This window comes from Streptomyces sp. JLYT201, assembly GCF_059448825.1.
Map to the genome: position 1 here is coordinate 4,712,593 of NZ_CM182551.1, position 19,688 is coordinate 4,732,280.

Consider the following 19,688-nt stretch of genomic DNA (forward strand, 5'->3'; position numbering starts at 1 on the left):
GCCCGCCCGGCCCGCCGCGGGCCGTCAGTCGGCGTAGCGCGGATGCACCAGCGTGGACGGCTCGATGGTGCGCCAGTCGGACGGCCGCAGCCGCTCGGCGGCGCGGGATCCGGCACGCAGCACGGCGGAGCCGCGGGCCGCGCCGAGCACCGGCTCGGCGCGGGCGGCCAGCACGAAGCCCCAGTCGCGGGGCGTACCGCCGGGCTCGGGGGTGCGGTCGGGCCCGCCGTAGGCGCCGCGGCGGCCGGTGAGGCGGTAGGGCTCGGTGCGGTACCCGGCGGCGCGCAGCGTCGCGTCGACGGTCCAGTAGGTGTGCGGCCGGGTCGCGGCGGGCCCGGCGTGCACGGCGAAGCGCCCGTCGTCGGTGAGCACGCGGGAGACCAGGCCGTAGAACTCCTGCGAGTACAGCTGGGTGCTCGCGGTGATGCCGGGGTCGGGCAGGTCGGCGACGACGACGTCGTACACCCGCCGGTGCGGGCCGCGCAGCCAGCGGAAGGCGTCGGCGTGGACGACGCGCACGCGCGGGTCGCGGTAGACGTGGCCGTTGAGTTCGCTCAGGCCGGGGTCGTCGCGGGCCAGGTCGACGACGGCCGGGTCGAGTTCGACGACGTCGACGCGGCGCACCCCGGCGTGCCGCAGCACCTCGCGGGCGGCGAGCCCGTCGCCACCGCCGAGGACGAGGACCCGCTGGTGGCGGCCGCCGCGCAGGGCGGGCTGCACGAGGGCCTCGTGGTAGCGCCGCTCGTCGCGGCCGCTGACGCGCAGCCTGCCGTCGAGGAAGAGGTGCAGGGACTTCCGGTCGCGGCCGGTGAGGACGACTTCCTGGACGTCGGTGCGGACGGCGACGCGGATCCCGGAGCCGTACACGGCCCGGCGCGCGGCCCGTTCGAAGTCGTCGACGAGCACGGCGGCGGAGGCGAGGACGGCGAGCACGACGGCGTTGACCACGAGCAGCAGCCAGCGCCCGCGCGGGCTCAGGTCGCGGCCGAACAGGCCGAGGACGAGCGCGCCGCCCGCGAGGACGTTGACGGCGCCGGTGAGCAGCGCCCCGGTGAGCTGCCCGAACCAGGGGAGCAGCAGGAAGGGGAAGGCGAGGCCGCCGACCAGGGCGCCCACGTAGTCCGCGGCGAACAGGTCGGCGACGGCCCCGCCCGCGTCCTGCCGCCGGACGCGCTGGATGAGCACCATGAGCAGGGGCACTTCGGCGCCGATGAGGACGCCGATGGCCAGGGAGAACACCACGAAGAGATAGCGGGATCCGCTGGCCCACATCTCGCCCCGGTCGCCCGCCCACGCGAACGCCGCGTACAGGACCATGGCGCTGCACCCGCCGACGAGCGCGAGGGCCGCCTCGACGAGCCCGAAGCCGGCGGCGGCCCGGCAGCGCAGGCGCTTGGCGAGCAGCGAGCCGACGCCCATCGCGAAGACCATGACGGACAGGACGACGGAGGCCTGGGTGACGGAGTCCCCGATCAAGTACGAGGCGAGGGCGACGAGTTCCAGTTCGTACACGAGTCCGCACGCGGCGCAGACGAACACGCCCGCGAGGACGAGGAACCGGCCTGTCCGGGGCGTGACGGGAAGACGCTGACGCGGCTCGATCACGCTGGGAACGCTACGTCACCGTTCGCTCACGCCAAGTCCCCCACAAGAGTGGAGGTGACGGCGAGAATGTGTGAACCGCCGTTCGCCGGGCCATCGCAGGGCCGCGCCCCGGCCCCGCGAACCGCGGCCCGGCCCAGCTCAGAGCGGTGCGGGCGTCCGCACGCCGACCCGCGTACGGGTCGCCACGAGCTGCCCGTCCTGTGGATAGGCGTGCCAGGTGCGCCACATCACCGAGCCCTCGTGCCGCTGCGCCAGCATCGCGGTGAACGCGTGCGGGATGCCGGGGAAGACCCCGGCGAGCCCGTGCGGATGCTCCGTGACGAGGGCGAGCAACTCCTGCGCCCGGCCCGCGAACTGACCCCGCGACAGCGTCTCCACGCGGGCCGCGAACTCGTACTCCCACTCGCCGACCCGCTTGGAGACGCCGAGCGGCAGCGGCGTGCTGCTGCCGGGGATGCAGGCGACGGTCTCGGAACAGCTGCCCCGGTCCTCTTCGAGCAGCACTTGGTGGGAGGCCCCGAGGAGTCTCAACTGCACGGCCGCACCGGTCAGTTCGAGGTCGAGAGTGGCGAGCGCGGGCAGCGGCTCGCGGCCGAGGGCCCAGGCCAGGTCCCCGGCGCGCGTGTCGGTGTAGACAGTCTTCAGGGTCGTGAGCATGGGTCGGCTCCGCTAACACGCAATGGAGGTGGGGGGGGGCCGGCGCGCCCGGTCGGACACCAGGCGGAGGGGGTTGCCGGCGCGTGCCCACGGAGACGTCCCGCTGCCTGCTGAGCGGGGGCGTCCGAGGGCGGTGTGACGGTTAAGAGGGAATCATGAACTGCGACACTGCCACAGCGCTTTTACCCAACTTCGTAGGGTTTCCATCCCCTAGAGGGCCGAACAGTTCATCTGTTCACGTTTCATGGAAAGCAGTCAGTCCGGAAATGGCATCCTATGGACGCCGATCGGTCCGTCAACGACGAAGCGCCCGGCGGGAGTTGCCTCCCGCCGGGCGCTCGGCCCAGTGGACCAGCTGCCCCGTGTCAGCTGCCTCCGCCGCCGCAACCTCCGCCCCCGCCACCGCAGGACGAACCGCCGCCGCAGGACGAGCCGCCGCCACAGGAAGAGCCTCCGCCACAGGACGCACCACCGCCGTCGTAGGTCGCGGTCCCGCTACTGGAGCTGGACCCCGCCCACCAACTGCGGCCCCCCGACCTGGTGCGCCTGCGGCCGTTCCTGCTGACGTACACGAGCAGCCCGATCACTACGAACCAGCCGATGAAGAACAAGGCCACAACCATCGCCCCCATCCTTCACTTCCTTTCCCCCGAGACGGCCCCGGACCGTTCCCCCGAACCGGCGCCGCTGTGCGGATATGGTCCCGCGTCGTTGCGTGACAAGGGGATGCCCCCGGCCGGCCGCCGCCAAAGCAGAGTTGAGGAAGTCCAGAGGTTCGGCGGAGGATGGCGGCCATGACGTCATCTCCCGGTGCCTCCCGCGACGGCCGTCCGCTGCTCAACCGCCGGCTCGCGGAATTCGGTACGACGATCTTCGCCGAGATGTCCGCGCTCGCGCTGCGGACCGGAGCGATCAACCTGGGCCAGGGCTTCCCGGACACGGACGGCCCCGAGCAGGTGCGCGAGGCCGCGGTGCGCGCCCTGCGCGACGGCCGCGGCAACCAGTACCCGCCGGGCCCCGGCGTCCCCGAGCTGCGCGCCGCGATCGCCGCCCACCAGGAGCGCCACTACGGCCTGTCCTACGACCCCGACCGCGAGGTCCTCGTCACCGCGGGCGCCACCGAGGCCATCGCCGCCTCGCTGCTCGCCCTGGTCGAGCCGGGCGACGAGGTCATCGCCCTGGAGCCGTACTACGACTCGTACGCCGCCTCGATCGCCCTCGCGGGCGGCACCCGGGTGCCGGTGACGCTGCGCCCCGGGGACGGGCGCTTCAGCCTCGACCTCGACGAGCTGCGGGACGCCGTCACCCCGCGCACCCGGCTGCTCCTGCTCAACACCCCGCACAACCCGACGGGCACCGTCCTCACCCGCGCGGAGCTCGCCGAGATCGCGAAGCTCGCCGTGGAGCGCGACCTGCTCGTCGTCACCGACGAGGTGTACGAGCACCTGGTCTTCGACGAGGGCGGCCACGTCCCGCTCGCCTCCTTCCCCGGCATGCGCGAGCGCACGGTGACGATCGGCTCGGCGGGCAAGACGTTCTCGTTCACGGGCTGGAAGGTCGGCTGGGTCACGGCCGCGCCGGACCTGGTCACGGCGGTGCGCTCCGCGAAGCAGTTCCTCACGTTCGTGTCCTCGGGCCCGTTCCAGTACGCGGTCGCGGAGGCGCTCGCGCTGCCCGACGCGTACTTCGCCTCGTTCCTCGACGACATGCGCGCCAAGCGCGACCTGCTGGCCTCCGGGCTCACGGCGGCGGGCTTCGAGGTCTACCGCCCGGCGGGCACGTACTTCGTCACCACCGACATCCGCCCGCTCGGCGAGAGCGACGGCTTCGCCTTCTGCCGCGCCCTGCCGGAGCGCGCGGGCGTCGTCGCCATCCCCAACGCGGTCTTCTACGACCACCGCGACCGGGGCGCCCCCTTCGTCCGCTTCGCCTTCTGCAAGCAGACCCCGATCTTGGAGGAGGCGGTCGCCCGCCTGAAGTCGCTGTAGTCGGCTGTGGCGGCCACCGTCCGCTCCCTTCTGCGGGCGGCTGGTCCGCTCCCCTCTGTGGGCGGCTGGTCCGCCCAGAGGGCGGAACGGGCGGGCACAGCCCACGACGGCGCGGCACCCGACGTAAAACGCCCACCCACACGGCCCTGCCTGACTCGCGCCCGCCCCAGAGGGCCCGCAAGGTTCCGGGTGTGACCCACCCGAGCCCCACCATCCCCGCCCCCGTCACACGCACCCCCCGCACGGAGTGCGAGCCCACCGGACCGGGCCGCCGCACGGCCACCGCGCTGCACGCCCTGGGCGCCTTCGCCGCCGCCCGCCTCACCGGCCTGCTCGCGCTCGCGATCGCCGCCCACACCAGCCACCAGGACGCCTTCCGCCTCCTGGGCCGCTCCTGGGACTCCCGCTGGTACACCGGCATCGCCGCCCACGGCTACGGCCGCACCCTGTACTTCGAACCCGGCGTCGTCCAGAGCGACCTGGCCTTCTTCCCGCTCTACCCGGCCCTGATCCGCGCGGTCGAGACGCTCACGCCGCTCGGCTACGGCGCCGCGGGCCTGCTCGTCTCCTGGCTCGGCGCGGGCGCCGCCGCGGTCGGCATCTACAAGATCGCCGCCCGGCTCCACGACCACCGCACGGCCACGGTCCTCGTCCTGCTGTGGGGGCTCCTGCCGCACTCCGTGATCCTGACGATGGCGTACACCGAGCCGGTCCTGACGGCGCTCGCTGCGGGCTCCCTGTACGCGCTGCTCACCGGCCGCTGGCCGGCGGCGGGGGCCCTCGCCGCGTTCGCGGGCCTGGCCCGCCCGAACGGCTTCGCGGTGGCCGCCGCCGTCGTGGTGACGGCGCTCTGCGAGGTCGTCCGGCGCCGGGGCCGGGTGCCGCACGGGCTGTGGGCGGGCGCGGCGCTCGCCCCCGTCGGCTGGGGCGCGTACGTGCTGTGGGTGGGGGTCCGCAGGGGCGATCCGCTCGGCGGGTACTTCGCGGTGCAGCGCGACTGGGGCTCCCGCTTCGACTTCGGCCGGGGCTCGCTCGCCTTCGCCCGGCACCTGCTCCTGCACGGGGACAAGCTCGTCTTCGCCGTGACCCTGGTGATCGTCGCGGCGGCGCTGCTCCTGTACGGGCTGCTGCTCTGCGACCGCGCCCCGCTGCCGCTGCTCGTCTACGCCGGGGTCCTGCTGCTGATCACGGTCGGCGGCTCGGGCTTCTTCGAGTCGAAGCCGCGCTTCCTGCTGCCCGCGTTCCCGCTGCTGCTGCCGCTCGCCTGCGCCCTGGTGCGCACGGCGAGAGCCCGGCCCAGGCACGCCGCCCTGGTGGTCGGCGCCCTGGCCGGGCTCTCGCTCGCGTACGGGACGTATCTGGTGACGACGGCCCGCATGCCGTTGTAGTGCTGTGTGCGGTACGGGGACCGCGGCCGTCAGGCCTGCTCGTCACCGGGCTCGGCGTCGTCCGCCGCGTCGGCGTCCTTCTCCAGGCCCAGCTGCTCCACGAGCCAGCGGTCGAACTCGATCGCGGCCCGCACCCAGCTGACCGTCGACGACACGAAGTGCTCCAGGGAGACACCCGTGCCGATCAGCATCTGGGCCTCGCCGATGAGGCGGACGGTGCCGTCGTCGTGCGTGTGCGTGTAGACCTTGGGCCAGAGCGTGCGGCGGTTCCAGTCGTCGATGGACTCCAGGATCTGCGGCTTCTCCTCGATGGCGTGCGGCCTGTCGTAGAAGGTCCTGACCGAGAAGACCTGCTGGTCGTCCTCGCCGCGGAACATGAAGTACGTACGGAACTCCTCCCACGGCGCCGCGAGGTCACCCTCGTCGTCGACGACGTACTTGAGTTCCATCTGCTCCAGGAGCTGCTTGACGAGGTCCTGGTCAGGGACGACGGGGCCCGCCGGTCCTGCGCCCTGCTGCGGTTCGGGCTGGCCCCCGAAATTCGGAATCGAGGACGGGTCGATGCTCACCGTTATTTCCCTTCGTACTTCGTACGGATTGAGCCATCCTCTCCCATGGCGGGCGGGGGCCCGCAACCCCCGCCCCTGGATGTGACCGGTTACGGCGCCCCGCCGGACCCCTACAGGGACTTTCCGGGCGCGGGGGCGCTCGCGGGGCCCACGATGAGGTCGTCGCCGAAGACGTCCACGCGCACGGTGTCGCCGTCCTTGACCTCGCCCGCGAGGATCTCCTTCGCGAGCCGGTCGCCGATGGCGGTCTGGATCAGCCGGCGCAGCGGCCGGGCGCCGTACGCCGGGTCGTTGCCCTTGTCGGCCAGCCAGGCCAGGGCCTCGGGCGTGACGTCGAGCGTGAGCCTCCGGTCGGCAAGCCGCTTGGCGAGCCGGGAGATCTGGAGCTCGGCGATCCGCGCCAGCTCGTCCTTGTCGAGCGCCGAGAAGACCACGAGGTCGTCGAGGCGGTTCAGGAACTCCGGTTTGAAGGAGGCCCGCACGACCTCAAGGACCTGCTCCTTCTTCTCGTGCTCGCTGGTCAGGGGCTCGACCAGGAACTGGCTCCCCAGGTTCGACGTGAGGATCAGGATGGTGTTGCGGAAGTCCACCGTCCGTCCCTGGCCGTCCGTGAGCCGCCCGTCGTCGAGCACCTGGAGCAGCACGTCGAAGACCTCCGGGTGCGCCTTCTCGACCTCGTCGAGCAGGACGACGGAGTACGGCCTGCGCCGCACGGCCTCGGTGAGCTGGCCGCCCTCCTCGTACCCGACGTAGCCGGGAGGGGCGCCGACAAGGCGGGCCACGCTGTGCTTCTCGCCGTACTCGCTCATGTCGATGCGGACCATGGCCCGCTCGTCGTCGAAGAGGAAGTCCGCGAGCGCCTTGGCCAGCTCGGTCTTGCCGACGCCGGTGGGGCCGAGGAACAGGAAGGAGCCGGTGGGGCGGTCGGGGTCGGCGATCCCGGCCCGGGTGCGCCGGACCGCGTCGGAGACGGCCCGCACGGCCTCGGTCTGCCCGATGAGGCGCCTGCCCAGCTCGTCCTCCATGCGAAGGAGCTTCTGCGTCTCGCCTTCGAGGAGGCGCCCGGCGGGGATGCCGGTCCAGGCCGCCACGACGTCGGCGATGTCGTCGGGCCCGACCTCCTCCTTGACCATGGTGTCGGCCTTCGTCCCGGCCTTGGCGGCCTCCTCCTCGGCCTCGGACGCGGCCTCCAGGTCCCGCTCCAGGGCGGGGATCTCGCCGTACAGGAGCTTGCTCGCGGTGTCGAAGTCGCCGTCGCGCTGGGCCCGCTCGGCCTGTCCGCGCAGCTCGTCCAGCTTCTCCTTCAGCTCGCCGACGCGGTTGAGGGACTGCTTCTCCTTCTCCCAGCGGGCGGTGAGCCCGCGCAGCTCCTCCTCCTTGTCGGCGAGGTCGCGGCGCAGCTTCTCCAGGCGCTGCCGGGAGGCCGGGTCGGTCTCCTTGGTGAGGGCCAGCTCCTCCATGCGCAGGCGGTCGACGGCGCGCTGGAGCTCGTCGATCTCGACGGGCGAGGAGTCGATCTCCATGCGCAGCCGCGACGCCGACTCGTCGACGAGGTCGATGGCCTTGTCGGGCAGGAACCGCGAGGTGATGTACCGGTCGGAGAGCGTGGCGGCGGCGACCAGGGCGCTGTCCGCGATCTGCACCTTGTGGTGGGCCTCGTAGCGCCCCTTGAGCCCGCGCAGGATCGCGATGGAGTCCTCGACGGAGGGCTCGGCGACGAGCACCTGCTGGAAGCGCCGCTCCAGGGCCGGGTCCTTCTCGATGCGCTCGCGGTACTCGTCCAGCGTGGTGGCGCCGACCATGCGCAGCTCGCCGCGGGCCAGCATGGGCTTGAGCATGTTGCCCGCGTCCATGGCGGAGTCGCCGCCCGCGCCCGCGCCGACGACGGTGTGCAGCTCGTCGATGAACGTGATGACCTGCCCGTCGCTCTCCTTGATCTCGGAGAGCACGGTCTTCAGGCGCTCCTCGAACTCGCCGCGGTACTTGGCGCCCGCGACCATCGCGCCGAGGTCGAGCGAGACCAGCCGCTTGTCCTTCAGGGACTCGGGCACGTCGCCCTTGACGATGCGCTGGGCGAGGCCCTCGACGACGGCGGTCTTGCCGACGCCGGGCTCGCCGATGAGCACGGGGTTGTTCTTGGTGCGCCGGGACAGCACCTGGACGACCCGCCGGATCTCCTGGTCGCGCCCGATCACGGGGTCGAGGCGGCCCTCGCGGGCGGCGGCGGTGAAGTCCGTGCCGAACTTCTCCAGGGCCTTGTACTGGCCCTCGGGGTCGGGGGTGGTCACGCGGCGGCCTCCACGGCTCTCCGAGAAGGCGGCGAGCAGCTTCTCGTCGGTCGCCCCGTTCTCGGTCAGTACGTCGCCCGCGGCGCCGCCCTTGGCGGCGAGGGCGATGAGCAGGTGCTCGGTGGACAGATAGTCGTCGCCGAGGTCCTTCGCGCGCCCGGCGGCGTCCGCGATCACGGCGAGCAGCTCGCGGTTGGGCTGCGGCGGGGCCACCGTCGCCCCCGTGACGCTCGGCAGCGCGGCGAGGACGCGCTCGGCGGCGGCGCGCACGGCGACCTGGTCGGCGTCGACCGCGGCGAGCAGATCGGTGATGTTCTCGTTGTCCTGGCCCTCCAGCAGGGCGAGGAGGAGGTGCGCGGGGGTCAGATCCGGATGGCCTTCGGACACGGCCCGGCTCGTCGCCGCGTTGATCGCGTCCCGGCTCCTGTTCGTCAGCTCGGCGTCCACTGGGGGCTGCTCCTCCTTGCTGCCTGCGGCTCTCGGTCCTGTGCGTACGCGGTGCGCACGGGGTGCGCACCGGTGCGTACGCGTGCTGTCGGGTGCTGTGCGGGTGCCCTTCGAGGGCTCCCTCATACTGACTCACCCAACGTACACAAAGTTGAGTCTATTCCACTCAAGGCAGATGCCGGAAGTCCGGCCGGGCTACCTTCCGCTCCATGGCCATCGACCTCGGCGCCCTGCCCGCGCCCTACCTCAGCTTCTGGCGGGAACGTCACCTCTGCACCTTGACGACGCTGCGCCGCGACGGCAGCCCGCACGTGGTGCCCGTCGGCGTGACCTACGACCCCGGGGAGCGGATCGCTCGGGTGATCGCGAGCGGCACCAGCCGCAAGGTGGCGCACGTCCTCGCCGCCGCCCCGGCGGGCGCGCGGGTCGCGGTCTGCCAGGTCGCGGGCCGCCACTGGGCCACGCTCGAAGGCCGGGCGACGGTGTCGGCGGAGCCCGCGCGGGTGGCGGACGCGGAGCGCAGGTACGCCGAGCGGTACGGCAGGAACCCGCGGGAGAACCCGGCCCGGGTGGTCATCGAGATCGCGGTGGACCGCGCGCTCGGCAACGTGAAGGAACCCGCCGCGGCGGCGCCGCGGCCCGTCGGCTGAACCGGCACGCCGCGCGCACCCCGCACACACCACAGCGGCGCCACCGTGTTCAGGTCCACGGTGGCGCCGCTGCTGGGGGAAGCACCTGCGCGATTTACAACGACGGGGGAATCGCGTCAGGCGCTGCGGGGGGTGGCTGTGAGGGGGTCGGAAGCGGCGGAGTGCTGCGCGGCATCCCGCTTCCGCTTCCCGATCAGCTGGTGGTCGCGCTGATCGAGGTTGACGAAGACCATGCCGTAGCGCACGGCGCAGCGCACCGGCTGGGGCGCGCCGCGGGGCCGGCGCAGGCACCGGTAGGCACGGATGTCCTCGTCGTCGTCCCGTACGATGATCACCGGCTCGCCGACCAGGGTGACCATCAACGAGTCACCGGGGTGGGGGATCGCGGTGGCGAGGTCGATGAAGTGCCAGCCCGACCGGTAGGCCGTGGCCATTTCCCGGCGGAAGGTGCGGTCATCGGGAGGGGTACTCATGCCTTGTCACCCGCCGGCGTGATCCAGGCAAGGTCAGACGGCGCGGCTGTGCTCTTCGCTGGGTGGCTCCAGGCGAGATCCATGGCACTCACCGCACCCAGGCCAATCCCTGCGGAGAGAGCGGTCACCAGGACCGCGCGAAGCATGCGCTTGAACATGGTCGGCTTCGTCCTCACTTGGTAGGTTCCTCTCCCCCGGCACAACAAGACGATGTCTCAATCGAGCACGTCAAAGCCACAGGGTGGATGCATCATGTTCCTGCACGTTCAGGACCCTGGGGGGTGGAGAATTGCTCACAACTGACGCTAAACCGACACATCCTCACCCCGAGAGCCCACTGTGTGGCGAAGGAGCGAGGTTGTACGCCTCCGCGCTGAGCAACGGGCGGCTCGCGCGGGCCGAGGCTGAGAACGCACCGTGCCTTCTGGAGTCCGCACTCGTCCATCCCGACCCGGATGACGCGGATTGGCTGCGACCCGTTCCACCGGCCACGGCACTCGCCCAGCGACTGCATCCGCTGGAGCGGGAGATCCAGGACCGGAGGCGGCTCGCGGTCGAGCTGACCGACACCTTCGAGCCATTCATGGCCATCCCCACGCGCGTGGAACCCACGAGCCACGCGATCACGGTATTGGAGGGCGAGGCCCGCATCAACGAAGCGATCGAGCAGGCCACGGCCGAGTGCCGGCACGAGGTCCTGACGGTCCAGCCCGGCGGCGGCCGGAGCGAGGAGAGGTTGAATATCGCGCTCCGGCGCGGGCAGACCATCCTCGACCGCGGCATCTCGATGCGTACCCTCTACCAGCACACCGTCCGGCACAGCCGGGGCACCCTCGCCTACGCGGCCTACATGTCGCACGGCAACGTGCAGATACGCACGCTGGAGGAGGTGATCGACCGACTGATGATCTTCGACCGCAGCGTCGCCATCCTCCCCGCGCGCGCCGACCGCCAGGACGCCCTGGAGGTCCGGCACCCCGCCCTGGTCGAATACCTCTTCAAGGTCTTCGAGCAGCAGTGGCAGCAGGCGACGCCCCTGCTCGACGAGGACCCCTACCCGCCCTCCGCCGACGGGATCACCGGGGTCCAGCGCTCCATCGCCCGGCTGCTCATCGAGGGCCACGTGGACGAGGCGATCGCCCGCCGCCTCGGGATGAACGTCCGGACCTGCCGTGCCCACATAGCGAAGATCGCCGCCGCCCTCGGCAGCGGCAGCCGCGCCCAACTCGGCTATCTGATCGCCCAGTCCGGCATCCTCGGGCAGGACAAGTCGGCATGACCACCGAACCCCGGCACCCCCACCCGCACGGCCCCGACGAGCTGTGCGCGGAGGGTTCCGCCCTCTACACCCGCGCGCTGCGCGAGGGGCGGGTCACCCAGCGGGACGCCGACTCCACCCCCTGCCTCATCGACTTCGGCCTGCTCCACCCCGACGTCGAGGACATGCGCTGGCTGCGCCCCACCGCACCCGCCATCGCCCTGCCCCAGCTCCTGCGCGGCATCGAGGACCGCATCGCCCAGCAGCGCCGCCGCGAGGAGCGCCTGACGGCGATGTTCGAGCCCCTGATGGCGCTCGACGCCCGCCAGACCGTGGGCGCGGAGCACCAGGACATCACCGTCCTCGACGGCTTCGACCGGATCAACGAGGCGATCACCCGGGCCACCGCCGACGCCGCCCACGAGCTGCGCACCGTCCAGCCCGGCGGGGCCCGCTCCCCCGAGATACTGGCCGACGCGCTCCCGCGCGAGCAGGAGTTCCTGTCCCGCGGCTGTCGCATGCGCACGCTGTACCAGCACACCACCCGCCACTCCCTGCCCGCCCTGGCACACTACGAACAGCTAGACGGTGACGTAGAGGTGCGCACGCTCAACGAAGTAACCGAGCGCATGGTCGTCCTGGACCACGCGGTGGCATTCATACCGGCGAGCAAGGACCGCACGGCGGCCCTGGAGATACGCCAGCCCGCGATCGTCGACTACCTCATCACCACCTTCGAACGACTGTGGCGCCTCGCGACCCCCATGTACCCGCACGCGGCCCAGCTCCCCGCGGAGAACGGGGTCACGACCCGCCAGCGGGCCATCGCCGAGCTCCTCATCGAGGGCCTCACGGACACGGAGATAGCCGAGCGGCTCGGCATGAACGTGCGTACCGCACGCGAACACATCGCGAAGCTCGCCGCGATCCTCGGCAGCAACAGCCGCGCACAACTCGGATATCTCATTGGCCAGTCAGGAATCCTGAACCAGAATCACTAGCTGCTGAGCGTGGGAGCCGGCGGGGACCGCCGCCGGCGAGCCGTGAGGAGGGGCAGCGACGTGGCGAGGGATCACAGTCCGCACGGCGCCGGGGAGCTGTGCGGAGTGGGCAGGACCACGTACGTCCGCGCCCTCCAGGACGGCGGCGTCCCCGCCGCCGACGCCGACCGGGCCCCCTGTGTCGTCGACCTCGGACTGCTCCGCCCCGACCCCCGCGACGCCTCCCGGCTTCTTCCCGTCGCCCCGTCCGTCGCGCTCCCCCGGCTCCTGCACGCCCTCGACGCCGACGTCACCGACGAGCGCGCCCGGCAGCGGCGGCTCGCCGAGGTCTTCGCCCCGCTGATGACGCTCGGGGAGGGGCAGTCCACGGGGGCCCGCTCGCCGGGCGCCACCGTCCTCAAGGGCCTGTCCCGCATCAACGCGGCCATCGACCACGCCGCCGCCGGCGCCAGCCGGGAGGCCCTCGCCATCCAGCCCGGCGGCAGGCGGGTCCAGGAGACCCTGGAGCAGGCGCTGCCGCGCGCGGACGGCATCCTCTCCCGCGGTGGCCGGATGCGCTCGCTCTACCCGCACACCGGCCTGCACGCCTGCCCCGTGTACGCCCACTTCCAGCGGCTCGACGGCGACGTGGAGGCCCGCACCCTGACGGAACTGCCCGGCCGCCTCCTCGTGTTCGACCGCTCCGTCGCCTTCATCCCGGCGGGCGAGAGCCGGGACGTGGCCCTGCGGATACACCAGCCCGCCGTCATCTCCTACCTGGTGACCACCTTCAAGCTGCTGTGGCAGCTCGCCACGCCCATGTGGCCGGACGCGGCCCCCGAGCCGCCCCGGCAGGGCATCACCCCCCGCCAGCTCGCCATCGCCGAGCTGCTCACCGAGGGCCTCACCGACACCGAGATCGCCGCCCGGCTCGGGATGAACGTACGGACGGCCCGGGTGCACATCGCCAAGCTGTCGGCCGTCCTGCACAGCCAGAGCCGGGCCCAGCTCGGCTATCTCATCGGGCAGTCGGGCATCCTCGGCGAGGGCCGGGCCTGAGCCGGGCCCTAGATGGCCCGCTGGAGCGGCAGGCCGACCGCGCGCAGGGCCTCGCGCACCACGCGCTCCCCGTCCAGGCCGTCGGCGCCCAGGTCGAGCACCGCCGACTGCTCCCACCGCACCGACGAGGGGCGACCCATGCTCACCCGCCACAGCACGGCGGGCGCGGCGCCCTCGCCCCGGGCGTCCAGGGCGATGTTCAGGACCCGCACCACGGAGACCTTCGCCACCACCTGGAGCGGGAAGTCACCGGCGAGCAGCTGCCGGTCGACGACCCAGGTCACCGGGTAGCCCCGGCCGTTGAGGTCGTCGGCGATCACGTGCACGGCGGCCGCGTGGCGGTCGGGCGTGCGGGACGCGGCACCGCGCCCCGGCGTCGCGTCCCGGCCCGAGGGCTCGGCGGGCGTGCGTACCCCGGCTGCCTCCATGTCGCCATCACCTCACCGTTCAGGGCCGTTCAGGGCGTTCAGGTCCGGTCAGCCTCGAAGAGCAGGACCGCGTGGCGCGCTCCCCGCGAGCTCACGGGCTCCGACAGGAGCACCGTGACGGTACCGGGCCCCCGCGTGGGGTGCCGCAGCGGCAGCGCCTCCTCCTCGCAGCGCACGGACAGGTCGGTGCCGCGGCGGTAGATGGGCCCGGCGACGCCGTCGCCGAGGACGTCGTGGTGCAGCTGCGCGAGCGCGCGGTTGCCGGGGTGCTGGATGCGGGCGAAGCGCAGCTGGTTGAGCACGGACGGCGCCCACCGCGTCGCCCACTGCAGGAGGACGCCCTCGCGGGCCTGCGGGGTCAACGCGACCCAGCGCAGCGCGTTCGCGGGCACCGCCCCCTTCGGGAACAGCTCCGCGAACCGGTCGTTGTACGCGACGAGGTCCCACTGGGCGTTCACCACGTACGCCATCTCGCGCTGGCCCGCGACCGCGCGCTGCCAGGCGGCGGCCGACGGCACGGCGCTGCCGACGTCGGGGGAGAGCGGGTGCGGCGGCTGCCTGCCGAGCGCGAGCAGATACACCTGGGTGAACTCGTCCTCGGACATACGGAGAATGTGGCCCACTTGGCGCAGATAGTCGTCGCGCGGAGAATACCGGCCGCTCTCGAATCGGTGGTACGTGCCCACCGACCGATTCATGAGAATGTCCATATCGGGCTGGGAGAGGCCGGTGACGCGCGGGCCGGGCCTGCGCGGCGGTTTGGCATTCAGCCCGACTTCCTCGGGCCTGATGCGGGCGCGCAGTATCCGGAGTATTCCCCGCAGCCCGGTCTCCTCCACTCCTGCCCCCCTTCTCCGCGCGCGCGGGCACACGGGTCCGCGGGCGCGTTCTCTGCACCATAAGCCCAAGGGCGGCACCGACCAATGGAGCCGCCCGCGCGTCCGGCGCGCCGCCGCACCCGGTCCCCGGCGCCGGTGGTCTTCGTGCCGCGCGGTGGCACGCGAGACGGATGGACGGCCCGGGGGACGCCCCGCCGCGGACCTGCCGCAGGGCCGCCACAGGCCTGCCGCCGACCCGCCACCGGCCTGCCGCCGACCTGCCGGGGCATACGTTGAAGTCTGAATAATTGGGTGTGGAATGCTAGGAATAGCCCCACCATTGAAGGCAGTTGCCGCGTTGGCCACGATGGTCACTTACGTGCCGCACCGGCGGGAGGAGCAAGGGAGCGCCGTGCCGGACGGAGCGATGCGCGAGACGGACGCGGGCCTTCCGGCCCACCCGCCGCACGGCCCCGACGTCCTCTGCGAGCAGGCGCGGGCCCTGTACACCCGGGCCCTGCACGACGGCCGCGTCCCCGCCGACGCGGCCCACGCCGAGTGTCTGCGCCCCTTCGGCCTGCTGCGCGCGGACCCGGCGGGCGACCCGGCGTGGCTGCTGCCCGCCGCGCCCGTCGTGGCCCTGCCCCGGCTCCTGGCGGACATCGAGCGGCGCGTGGCACGCCACCGCGGCCGGGCCGCCCGGCTCGCGGCCGCCTTCGAGCCGCTCATCCTGGCGGAGCCGGCCCCCGACCCGGACTCGGCGGCGGCGCACCTCACCGTCCTCCAGGGCGTACCGCGGATCAGGACGGCCGTGCGGCAGGCTCTCGCCGACGCCCGCGAGGAACTGCTCGCGGTCCAGCCGAGCGGCCCGCGACCGCGCCTGCTGCCCCACGACGAGCCGTGGCGCATGGCCGAGTTCGTCGCGCGCGGCGGGCAGCTGCGCACCCTCGCCCGGCCGCCGCGGGGCGGCGCCCCGCCGCCCCGGACGCATCCGCTGGGGCCCGCCGTCGACGGCGAGGCCCGCACGCTGGACGAACTCCCGCCCTGCCTCATCCTCTTCGACCGGCGCGTCGCGTTCATTCCGGTGGACACCGCCGGCGAGATCTCCTTCGAAGTGCGCTCGCCCGCACTCATCGCGTACGTCGCGAGCGCCTTCGACATTCTCTGGCGGCTCGCGAGACCCCTGTACCGGGAAGACGCCCCGCCCCTGCCCGACAAGGCGATCTCGCCGGTGCAGCTGGAGATCGCGCGCCTTCTCACCGAAGGCCTCACCGACACGGAAATCGCCTCGCGCACGGATCTGAACGTCCGGACCGTACGCGTCCACATCGCCAAGGTGGCGCAGGTGCTCGGCAGTACGAGCCGTACGCAACTCGGCTTTCTCATAAGCCAGTCCGGAATACTCGAACGCCATTCCTCACGGCGTTTCTCACCCGACCGGTGAGAGGGCGGACCGGCATGCCATCGGGGGACGAGCGCCACCGCCCGCACGGGGCCGACGCGTGGTGCGCCGCGGGAGCCGCGCTCTACGCCCGGGCCCTGCGCGAGCGCCGCGTCCCCGCGCGGGACGCGGCAGGCGCGCCCTGCCTCGTCGACTTCGGCCTCCTGCACCCCGACCTCGACGACATGGCGTGGCTGCTGCCCAGCGCCCCCTCGCGCGCCCTGCTGCGGCTGCTGCGCGGCGTCGAGGAGGACGTGGCGCACGAACGGCGCCGCGAGGCCGAACTGACCGCCGCCGTCGAGCCGTTGCTCGCCCTCGCGCGCCGGGCGGCGGAGCGCGCGGCCGCGCCCCCCGCGCCGGGCGGCGGCCGCCCGCCCGGGCCGCCCGCGCTCACCCTGCTCAGAGGCCTGCCCCGGATCTCCGAGGCCGTCTGCCGGGCCGCGGACGCCTGCGCCGAGGAGGTCCTGACCGTGCAGCCCGGCGGGTTCCACCGCGTCTGGGACCTGGGTCCGGCGCCGCCGCGCGAACAGCCCCTGCTGTCCCGCGGCTGCCGGCTGCGCACCCTGCACCAGCACACGGCCCGGCACGCCTTCCCCGTGCTCGCCCGCTTCGAGGGTCTGGAGGGCGACGTGGAGGTCCGCACGCTGAGCGAGGTCACGGCCCAGCTCGTCGTCTTCGACCGCGCGGTGGCCTTCGTCCCCGCCGACCGGGACCGCGCCCTGGCCCTGGAGGTCCGCGTGCCCGCCCTGGCCGGCTATCTGGCCGCGCTCTTCGACCGGCTGTGGCGCCTGGCGACGCCCCTGTTCCCGCACCCCGCGCCGCAGCGCGCCCGGGGCGGCGTCACGCCCCGCCAGCGCGCCATCGCCGAACTGCTCACGGAGGGCCTCACCGACGCGGGCATCGCCGAACGCCTCGGCATGAACGTCCGGACCGTACGCGTCCACATCGCCAAGCTGGCCCAGGTCCTCGGCAGCACGGGCCGCACCCAACTCGGCTACCGCATCGGCCAGTCGGGCCTGATCGGCCCGGGCAGCCCGTGCGGCCCCCACGGCCCCGGCCGCACCCGCTGAACCACGAACGTCCGCAATTGCGGCTACTTGCCCCCGCCCCCGCCCCTTGCACCGCAACAAGTTGACGGTAGCGGAGCGTGGGCGCGGCACTGCATGGTGATTCCCGCAGCGGCTCTGTTGTGGTCTCCCCCCGCGGGGTCGCGCTTCCCTGAGGCTCTCCGGCCCGCCTCGTTCCGTGGCGGGCCGGGGCAGCCACGCGCCCCGCGGAGCGGGCGCCTACGCCTGGTCCGCCCACTCCCGCAGCAGGCGCTCGCGCAGCTCGCGGCGCGGCGTGCCGCCCTCGTGCGAGCGCCCCCACTCGGCCATCGCCGAGAGCGTGGTCAGCAGCGTGGCGGCGCCCTCCGTGAGCCGGGCGAGCAGGGCGCGGGACAGGTCGTACTCCTTCTGGGAGTAGCCGTACGCCGCCGCCACGTACGCGGTCAGCTCGACCTCCTGGTCGGCGGTCTCCACGCACACGGTCATCGAGGGCGCGTCGTCACCGCCGCCGAGCCCGACCGTGAGCGCCATGTCCACCACCATCCCGACCTGCCGCTTCAGCGACTTCACCGGAACGTCCTCGATGCTCAGCGCCCGTACGTCGTCCCAGAGCCACAGGCCCGACTGCTGGTGGCCGAGACCGGCCACCCCCTCGGGTGTCAGCCGGACCCCGGGAGCGAGCCCGGACGGCTTCGAGCCCACGTACACATCACCCTCGGCGATCCAGAACAGCCCGACCATGGCCATGGAGAATCCAGCTTTCCCGCGGAAGAAACACGACAGCCTGCCAACTATAGGAGTGCGGCGCGCCGCCCATCGTTCCCCTACGGCTGCTCGCCGGACCGCCTCGGTACGGCGAAGGCCGGGCGCCCGCACACGAGTGGTTCGCGTGCGGGCGCCCGGCCTTTCGTCGTCGTGCCGGACCGCTGCGGGCTACTGCTCCGGCGACCTCTTCGGCCGCCACACCACGAGCGCGCTCGCCTGCTGCACGTCCTGGTAGGGCACCAGGTCGCGGCGGTAGGAGGCGTGGACCTGGGCCTCGCGCTGCTGCATCGCGGCGGCCGCGCCCTCGACGGCCGCCGACAGCTCGGCGACCCGGGACTGGAGCGCGGCGACCTGGTTCTCCAGCTCGATGATGCGCTTGATGCCCGCGAGGTTGATGCCCTCCTCCTGGGAGAGCTGCTGGACGGTGCGGAGCAGCTCGATGTCCCGGGCGGAGTACCGCCGGCCCCGGCCGGCGGTGCGGTCGGGCGAGACCAGGCCCAGGCGGTCGTACTGCCGCAGGGTCTGGGGGTGGAGACCGGAGAGCTGGGCCGCCACCGAGATGACGTACACCGGGGTCTCGTCCGTCAGCTGATACGGGTTGCGTCGGCGGCCGTCCCGCTCCATGAGGTCACGCTCCCTTCGCGGCCTTGAACAGTTCTGCCCGCGGATCCAGATCCGCAGTCGCCTCGCGGTACGCCTCCAGGGCTTCCTTCGCCGCGGGGGACAGCGTCGTCGGGACGGCCACCTCCACCGTGACGAGCAGGTCGCCGGGCGTGCCGTCCTTGCGGGCGGGGCCCTTGCCGCGCACCCGCATCGTGCGCCCGTTCGGCGTGCCCGGGGGCAGCTTCAGGGTGACCGGCACGCCGCCGAGCGTGGGCACCCGGACCTCGCCGCCGAGCGCGGCCTCGGCGAGGGTCACCGGGACCGTCACCGTGAGGTTCTCGCCCCTGCGACCGAAGACCGGGTGGGCGTCCACATGGACGACCACGTACAGATCGCCCGCGGGGCCGCCGCGCTCACCGGGCGCGCCCTTGCCGCGCAGCCGGATGCGCTGGCCGTCGCTGACGCCCGCCGGGATGCGCACCTGCATCGTCCGCGAGGACTTCGCGCGGCCGCTGCCGTGGCACACCTCGCAGGGCGTCTCGGCGATCAGGCCGCGGCCCTTGCAGTCCACGCAGGGGTCGGTGAGGGAGAACCCGCCACCGCCGCCCCGGGAGACCTGGCCCGTGCCCACGCAGGTGGGGCACACGCGCGGCGTGCCGTTCTTGTCGCCGGTGCCCGAGCACGCCTTGCAGGCGGCCTGGGAGGACATGCGCAGCGGAACCGTCGCGCCCTCCACCGCCTCCGTGAAGCTCAGCGTGACCTCGGACTCGATGTCCTGGCCGCGGCGCGGCTGCGTACGCGTCCCCGTGCCCGCGCCGCCGCGGTTGAACAGGCCCCCGAAGACGTCACCTAGGCCGCCGCCGAAGCCGCCGGCGCCCGCTCCACCGCCGCCCGGGGCGCCGCCTCCGAAGAGGTCGCCCAGGTCGAAGTTGAACGTGCCGCCGCCCGCTCCGGGGCCTGGCCTGAATCCGCCGTTGCCGAAGAGCGCGCGGGCCTCGTCGTACTCCTTGCGCTTCTTCGGGTCGCCGAGGACGTCGTTCGCCTCGGAGATCTCCTTGAAGCGCTCCTCGGCCTTCGCGTTGCCCTTGTTGGCGTCCGGGTGGTTCTCGCGGGCGAGCTTCCGGTACGCCTTCTTGATCTCGGCTTCGGTGGCGTCCTTGGGGACGCCGAGGACCTTGTAGAAGTCCTTCTCGATGAAGTCCTTGGTGCTCATCCCCGACGTCCC

19 protein-coding genes are annotated in these 19,688 nt (G+C 73.0%); 8 read left to right on the forward strand and 11 right to left on the reverse strand.

Translation table 11 applies throughout. From position 1 onward, the window contains the following. Window positions 1-24: 24 nt before the first annotated feature. Both AC5WAM_RS19320 and AC5WAM_RS19325 read right to left on the reverse strand, forming a co-directional pair. Window positions 25-1,605 (reverse strand): polyamine aminopropyltransferase, encoded by a 1,581-nt coding sequence (locus tag AC5WAM_RS19320; protein ID WP_495523292.1) that lies wholly within the window; start codon window positions 1,603-1,605, stop codon window positions 25-27. Window positions 1,606-1,743: 138 nt separating this feature from the next. Further along, window positions 1,744-2,262 (reverse strand): DUF2617 family protein, encoded by a 519-nt coding sequence (locus tag AC5WAM_RS19325; RefSeq protein WP_366794305.1) that lies wholly within the window; start codon window positions 2,260-2,262, stop codon window positions 1,744-1,746. A gap of 785 nt (window positions 2,263-3,047) precedes the next feature. Here AC5WAM_RS19325 and AC5WAM_RS19330 point away from each other — a divergent pair. Together AC5WAM_RS19330 and AC5WAM_RS19335 are read left to right on the forward strand one after the other, a co-directional pair. Then, on the forward strand, window positions 3,048-4,250 hold the full coding sequence (locus AC5WAM_RS19330) for a pyridoxal phosphate-dependent aminotransferase (protein ID WP_495523293.1): 1,203 nt from the start codon (window positions 3,048-3,050) through the stop codon (window positions 4,248-4,250). A gap of 191 nt (window positions 4,251-4,441) precedes the next feature. Then, window positions 4,442-5,638, forward strand: a complete 1,197-nt coding sequence (locus AC5WAM_RS19335; RefSeq protein ID WP_495523294.1) for a putative hexosyltransferase — start codon at window positions 4,442-4,444, stop codon at window positions 5,636-5,638. 29 nt (window positions 5,639-5,667) lie between these two features. On the opposite strand, the gene AC5WAM_RS19340 is transcribed toward AC5WAM_RS19335, so the two are convergent. Beyond that, window positions 5,668-6,207 (reverse strand): type III secretion system chaperone family protein, encoded by a 540-nt coding sequence (locus tag AC5WAM_RS19340; RefSeq protein ID WP_366794307.1) that lies wholly within the window; start codon window positions 6,205-6,207, stop codon window positions 5,668-5,670. Between the two features lie 110 nt (window positions 6,208-6,317). Then, window positions 6,318-8,942: an ATP-dependent chaperone ClpB gene (gene clpB / locus AC5WAM_RS19345; RefSeq protein WP_495523295.1), complete on the reverse strand. Its 2,625-nt coding sequence runs from the start codon at window positions 8,940-8,942 to the stop codon at window positions 6,318-6,320. A gap of 209 nt (window positions 8,943-9,151) precedes the next feature. Here clpB and AC5WAM_RS19350 point away from each other — a divergent pair, with 209 nt between their 5' ends. Beyond that, window positions 9,152-9,592 (forward strand): pyridoxamine 5'-phosphate oxidase family protein, encoded by a 441-nt coding sequence (locus AC5WAM_RS19350; protein ID WP_495523296.1) that lies wholly within the window; start codon window positions 9,152-9,154, stop codon window positions 9,590-9,592. 116 nt (window positions 9,593-9,708) lie between these two features. Here the strand turns inward: AC5WAM_RS19350 and AC5WAM_RS19355 are convergent, their stop codons facing one another. Together AC5WAM_RS19355 and AC5WAM_RS19360 are read right to left on the reverse strand one after the other, a co-directional pair. Next, on the reverse strand, window positions 9,709-10,065 hold the full coding sequence (locus AC5WAM_RS19355) for a hypothetical protein (protein ID WP_366794310.1): 357 nt from the start codon (window positions 10,063-10,065) through the stop codon (window positions 9,709-9,711). After that, on the reverse strand, window positions 10,062-10,223 hold the full coding sequence (locus AC5WAM_RS19360; RefSeq protein WP_170316475.1) for a hypothetical protein: 162 nt from the start codon (window positions 10,221-10,223) through the stop codon (window positions 10,062-10,064). Before AC5WAM_RS19360 ends, AC5WAM_RS19355 begins: the two co-directional genes overlap by 4 nt. A gap of 131 nt (window positions 10,224-10,354) precedes the next feature. Here AC5WAM_RS19360 and AC5WAM_RS19365 point away from each other — a divergent pair, with 131 nt between their 5' ends. The 3 genes from AC5WAM_RS19365 to AC5WAM_RS19375 are packed head-to-tail and all read left to right on the forward strand — an operon-like array spanning window position 10,355 to window position 13,362. After that, window positions 10,355-11,344 (forward strand): helix-turn-helix transcriptional regulator, encoded by a 990-nt coding sequence (locus AC5WAM_RS19365; protein ID WP_366794311.1) that lies wholly within the window; start codon window positions 10,355-10,357, stop codon window positions 11,342-11,344. Continuing rightward, a complete protein-coding gene (locus AC5WAM_RS19370; protein WP_366794312.1) occupies window positions 11,341-12,324 on the forward strand; it encodes a helix-turn-helix transcriptional regulator in 984 nt (327 codons plus the stop codon). The genes AC5WAM_RS19365 and AC5WAM_RS19370 overlap by 4 nt, the downstream gene beginning before the upstream one ends. A 60-nt stretch (window positions 12,325-12,384) precedes the next feature. Then, window positions 12,385-13,362, forward strand: coding sequence for a helix-turn-helix transcriptional regulator (locus AC5WAM_RS19375; RefSeq protein ID WP_495523297.1), 978 nt, complete (start codon window positions 12,385-12,387; stop codon window positions 13,360-13,362). Between the two features lie 8 nt (window positions 13,363-13,370). On the opposite strand, the gene AC5WAM_RS19380 is transcribed toward AC5WAM_RS19375, so the two are convergent. Both AC5WAM_RS19380 and AC5WAM_RS19385 read right to left on the reverse strand, forming a co-directional pair. Then, a complete protein-coding gene (locus AC5WAM_RS19380; RefSeq protein ID WP_366794314.1) occupies window positions 13,371-13,790 on the reverse strand; it encodes a hypothetical protein in 420 nt (139 codons plus the stop codon). 38 nt (window positions 13,791-13,828) lie between these two features. Further along, window positions 13,829-14,395, reverse strand: coding sequence for an MmyB family transcriptional regulator (locus tag AC5WAM_RS19385; protein ID WP_366794315.1), 567 nt, complete (start codon window positions 14,393-14,395; stop codon window positions 13,829-13,831). Window positions 14,396-15,020: 625 nt separating this feature from the next. Here AC5WAM_RS19385 and AC5WAM_RS19390 point away from each other — a divergent pair. Both AC5WAM_RS19390 and AC5WAM_RS19395 read left to right on the forward strand, forming a co-directional pair. Then, window positions 15,021-16,052 (forward strand): helix-turn-helix transcriptional regulator, encoded by a 1,032-nt coding sequence (locus AC5WAM_RS19390; RefSeq protein WP_495523298.1) that lies wholly within the window; start codon window positions 15,021-15,023, stop codon window positions 16,050-16,052. A gap of 14 nt (window positions 16,053-16,066) precedes the next feature. Then, window positions 16,067-17,119: a helix-turn-helix transcriptional regulator gene (locus AC5WAM_RS19395; RefSeq protein ID WP_495523299.1), complete on the forward strand. Its 1,053-nt coding sequence runs from the start codon at window positions 16,067-16,069 to the stop codon at window positions 17,117-17,119. 216 nt (window positions 17,120-17,335) lie between these two features. Here the strand turns inward: AC5WAM_RS19395 and AC5WAM_RS19400 are convergent, their stop codons facing one another. The 3 genes from AC5WAM_RS19400 to dnaJ all read right to left on the reverse strand — a co-directional run bounded on the left by AC5WAM_RS19400 (window position 17,336) and on the right by dnaJ (window position 19,676). Beyond that, a complete protein-coding gene (locus AC5WAM_RS19400) occupies window positions 17,336-17,842 on the reverse strand; it encodes a hypothetical protein (RefSeq protein WP_138960939.1) in 507 nt (168 codons plus the stop codon). A 186-nt stretch (window positions 17,843-18,028) separates the two neighbouring features. Beyond that, window positions 18,029-18,484, reverse strand: coding sequence for a heat shock protein transcriptional repressor HspR (locus AC5WAM_RS19405; RefSeq protein ID WP_030682652.1), 456 nt, complete (start codon window positions 18,482-18,484; stop codon window positions 18,029-18,031). 4 nt (window positions 18,485-18,488) lie between these two features. Then, window positions 18,489-19,676: a molecular chaperone DnaJ gene (gene dnaJ, locus AC5WAM_RS19410; protein ID WP_495523300.1), complete on the reverse strand. Its 1,188-nt coding sequence runs from the start codon at window positions 19,674-19,676 to the stop codon at window positions 18,489-18,491. Between the last annotated feature and the right edge of the window lie 12 nt (window positions 19,677-19,688).

Coding starts and splice junctions, on each gene's coding strand:
- AC5WAM_RS19380 (WP_366794314.1), bottom strand. CDS start 13,790: ATGGAGGCAGCCGGGGTACGCACGCCCGCCGAGCCCTCGGGCCGGGAC.
- AC5WAM_RS19370 (WP_366794312.1), top strand. CDS start 11,341: ATGACCACCGAACCCCGGCACCCCCACCCGCACGGCCCCGACGAGCTG.
- AC5WAM_RS19360 (WP_170316475.1), bottom strand. CDS start 10,223: ATGTTCAAGCGCATGCTTCGCGCGGTCCTGGTGACCGCTCTCTCCGCA.
- AC5WAM_RS19395 (WP_495523299.1), top strand. CDS start 16,067: ATGCCATCGGGGGACGAGCGCCACCGCCCGCACGGGGCCGACGCGTGG.
- AC5WAM_RS19405 (WP_030682652.1), bottom strand. CDS start 18,484: ATGGAGCGGGACGGCCGCCGACGCAACCCGTATCAGCTGACGGACGAG.
- AC5WAM_RS19350 (WP_495523296.1), top strand. CDS start 9,152: ATGGCCATCGACCTCGGCGCCCTGCCCGCGCCCTACCTCAGCTTCTGG.
- AC5WAM_RS19325 (WP_366794305.1), bottom strand. CDS start 2,262: ATGCTCACGACCCTGAAGACTGTCTACACCGACACGCGCGCCGGGGAC.
- AC5WAM_RS19385 (WP_366794315.1), bottom strand. CDS start 14,395: ATGTCCGAGGACGAGTTCACCCAGGTGTATCTGCTCGCGCTCGGCAGG.
- AC5WAM_RS19355 (WP_366794310.1), bottom strand. CDS start 10,065: ATGAGTACCCCTCCCGATGACCGCACCTTCCGCCGGGAAATGGCCACG.
- AC5WAM_RS19400 (WP_138960939.1), bottom strand. CDS start 17,842: ATGGCCATGGTCGGGCTGTTCTGGATCGCCGAGGGTGATGTGTACGTG.
- AC5WAM_RS19330 (WP_495523293.1), top strand. CDS start 3,048: ATGGCGGCCATGACGTCATCTCCCGGTGCCTCCCGCGACGGCCGTCCG.
- dnaJ (WP_495523300.1), bottom strand. CDS start 19,676: ATGAGCACCAAGGACTTCATCGAGAAGGACTTCTACAAGGTCCTCGGC.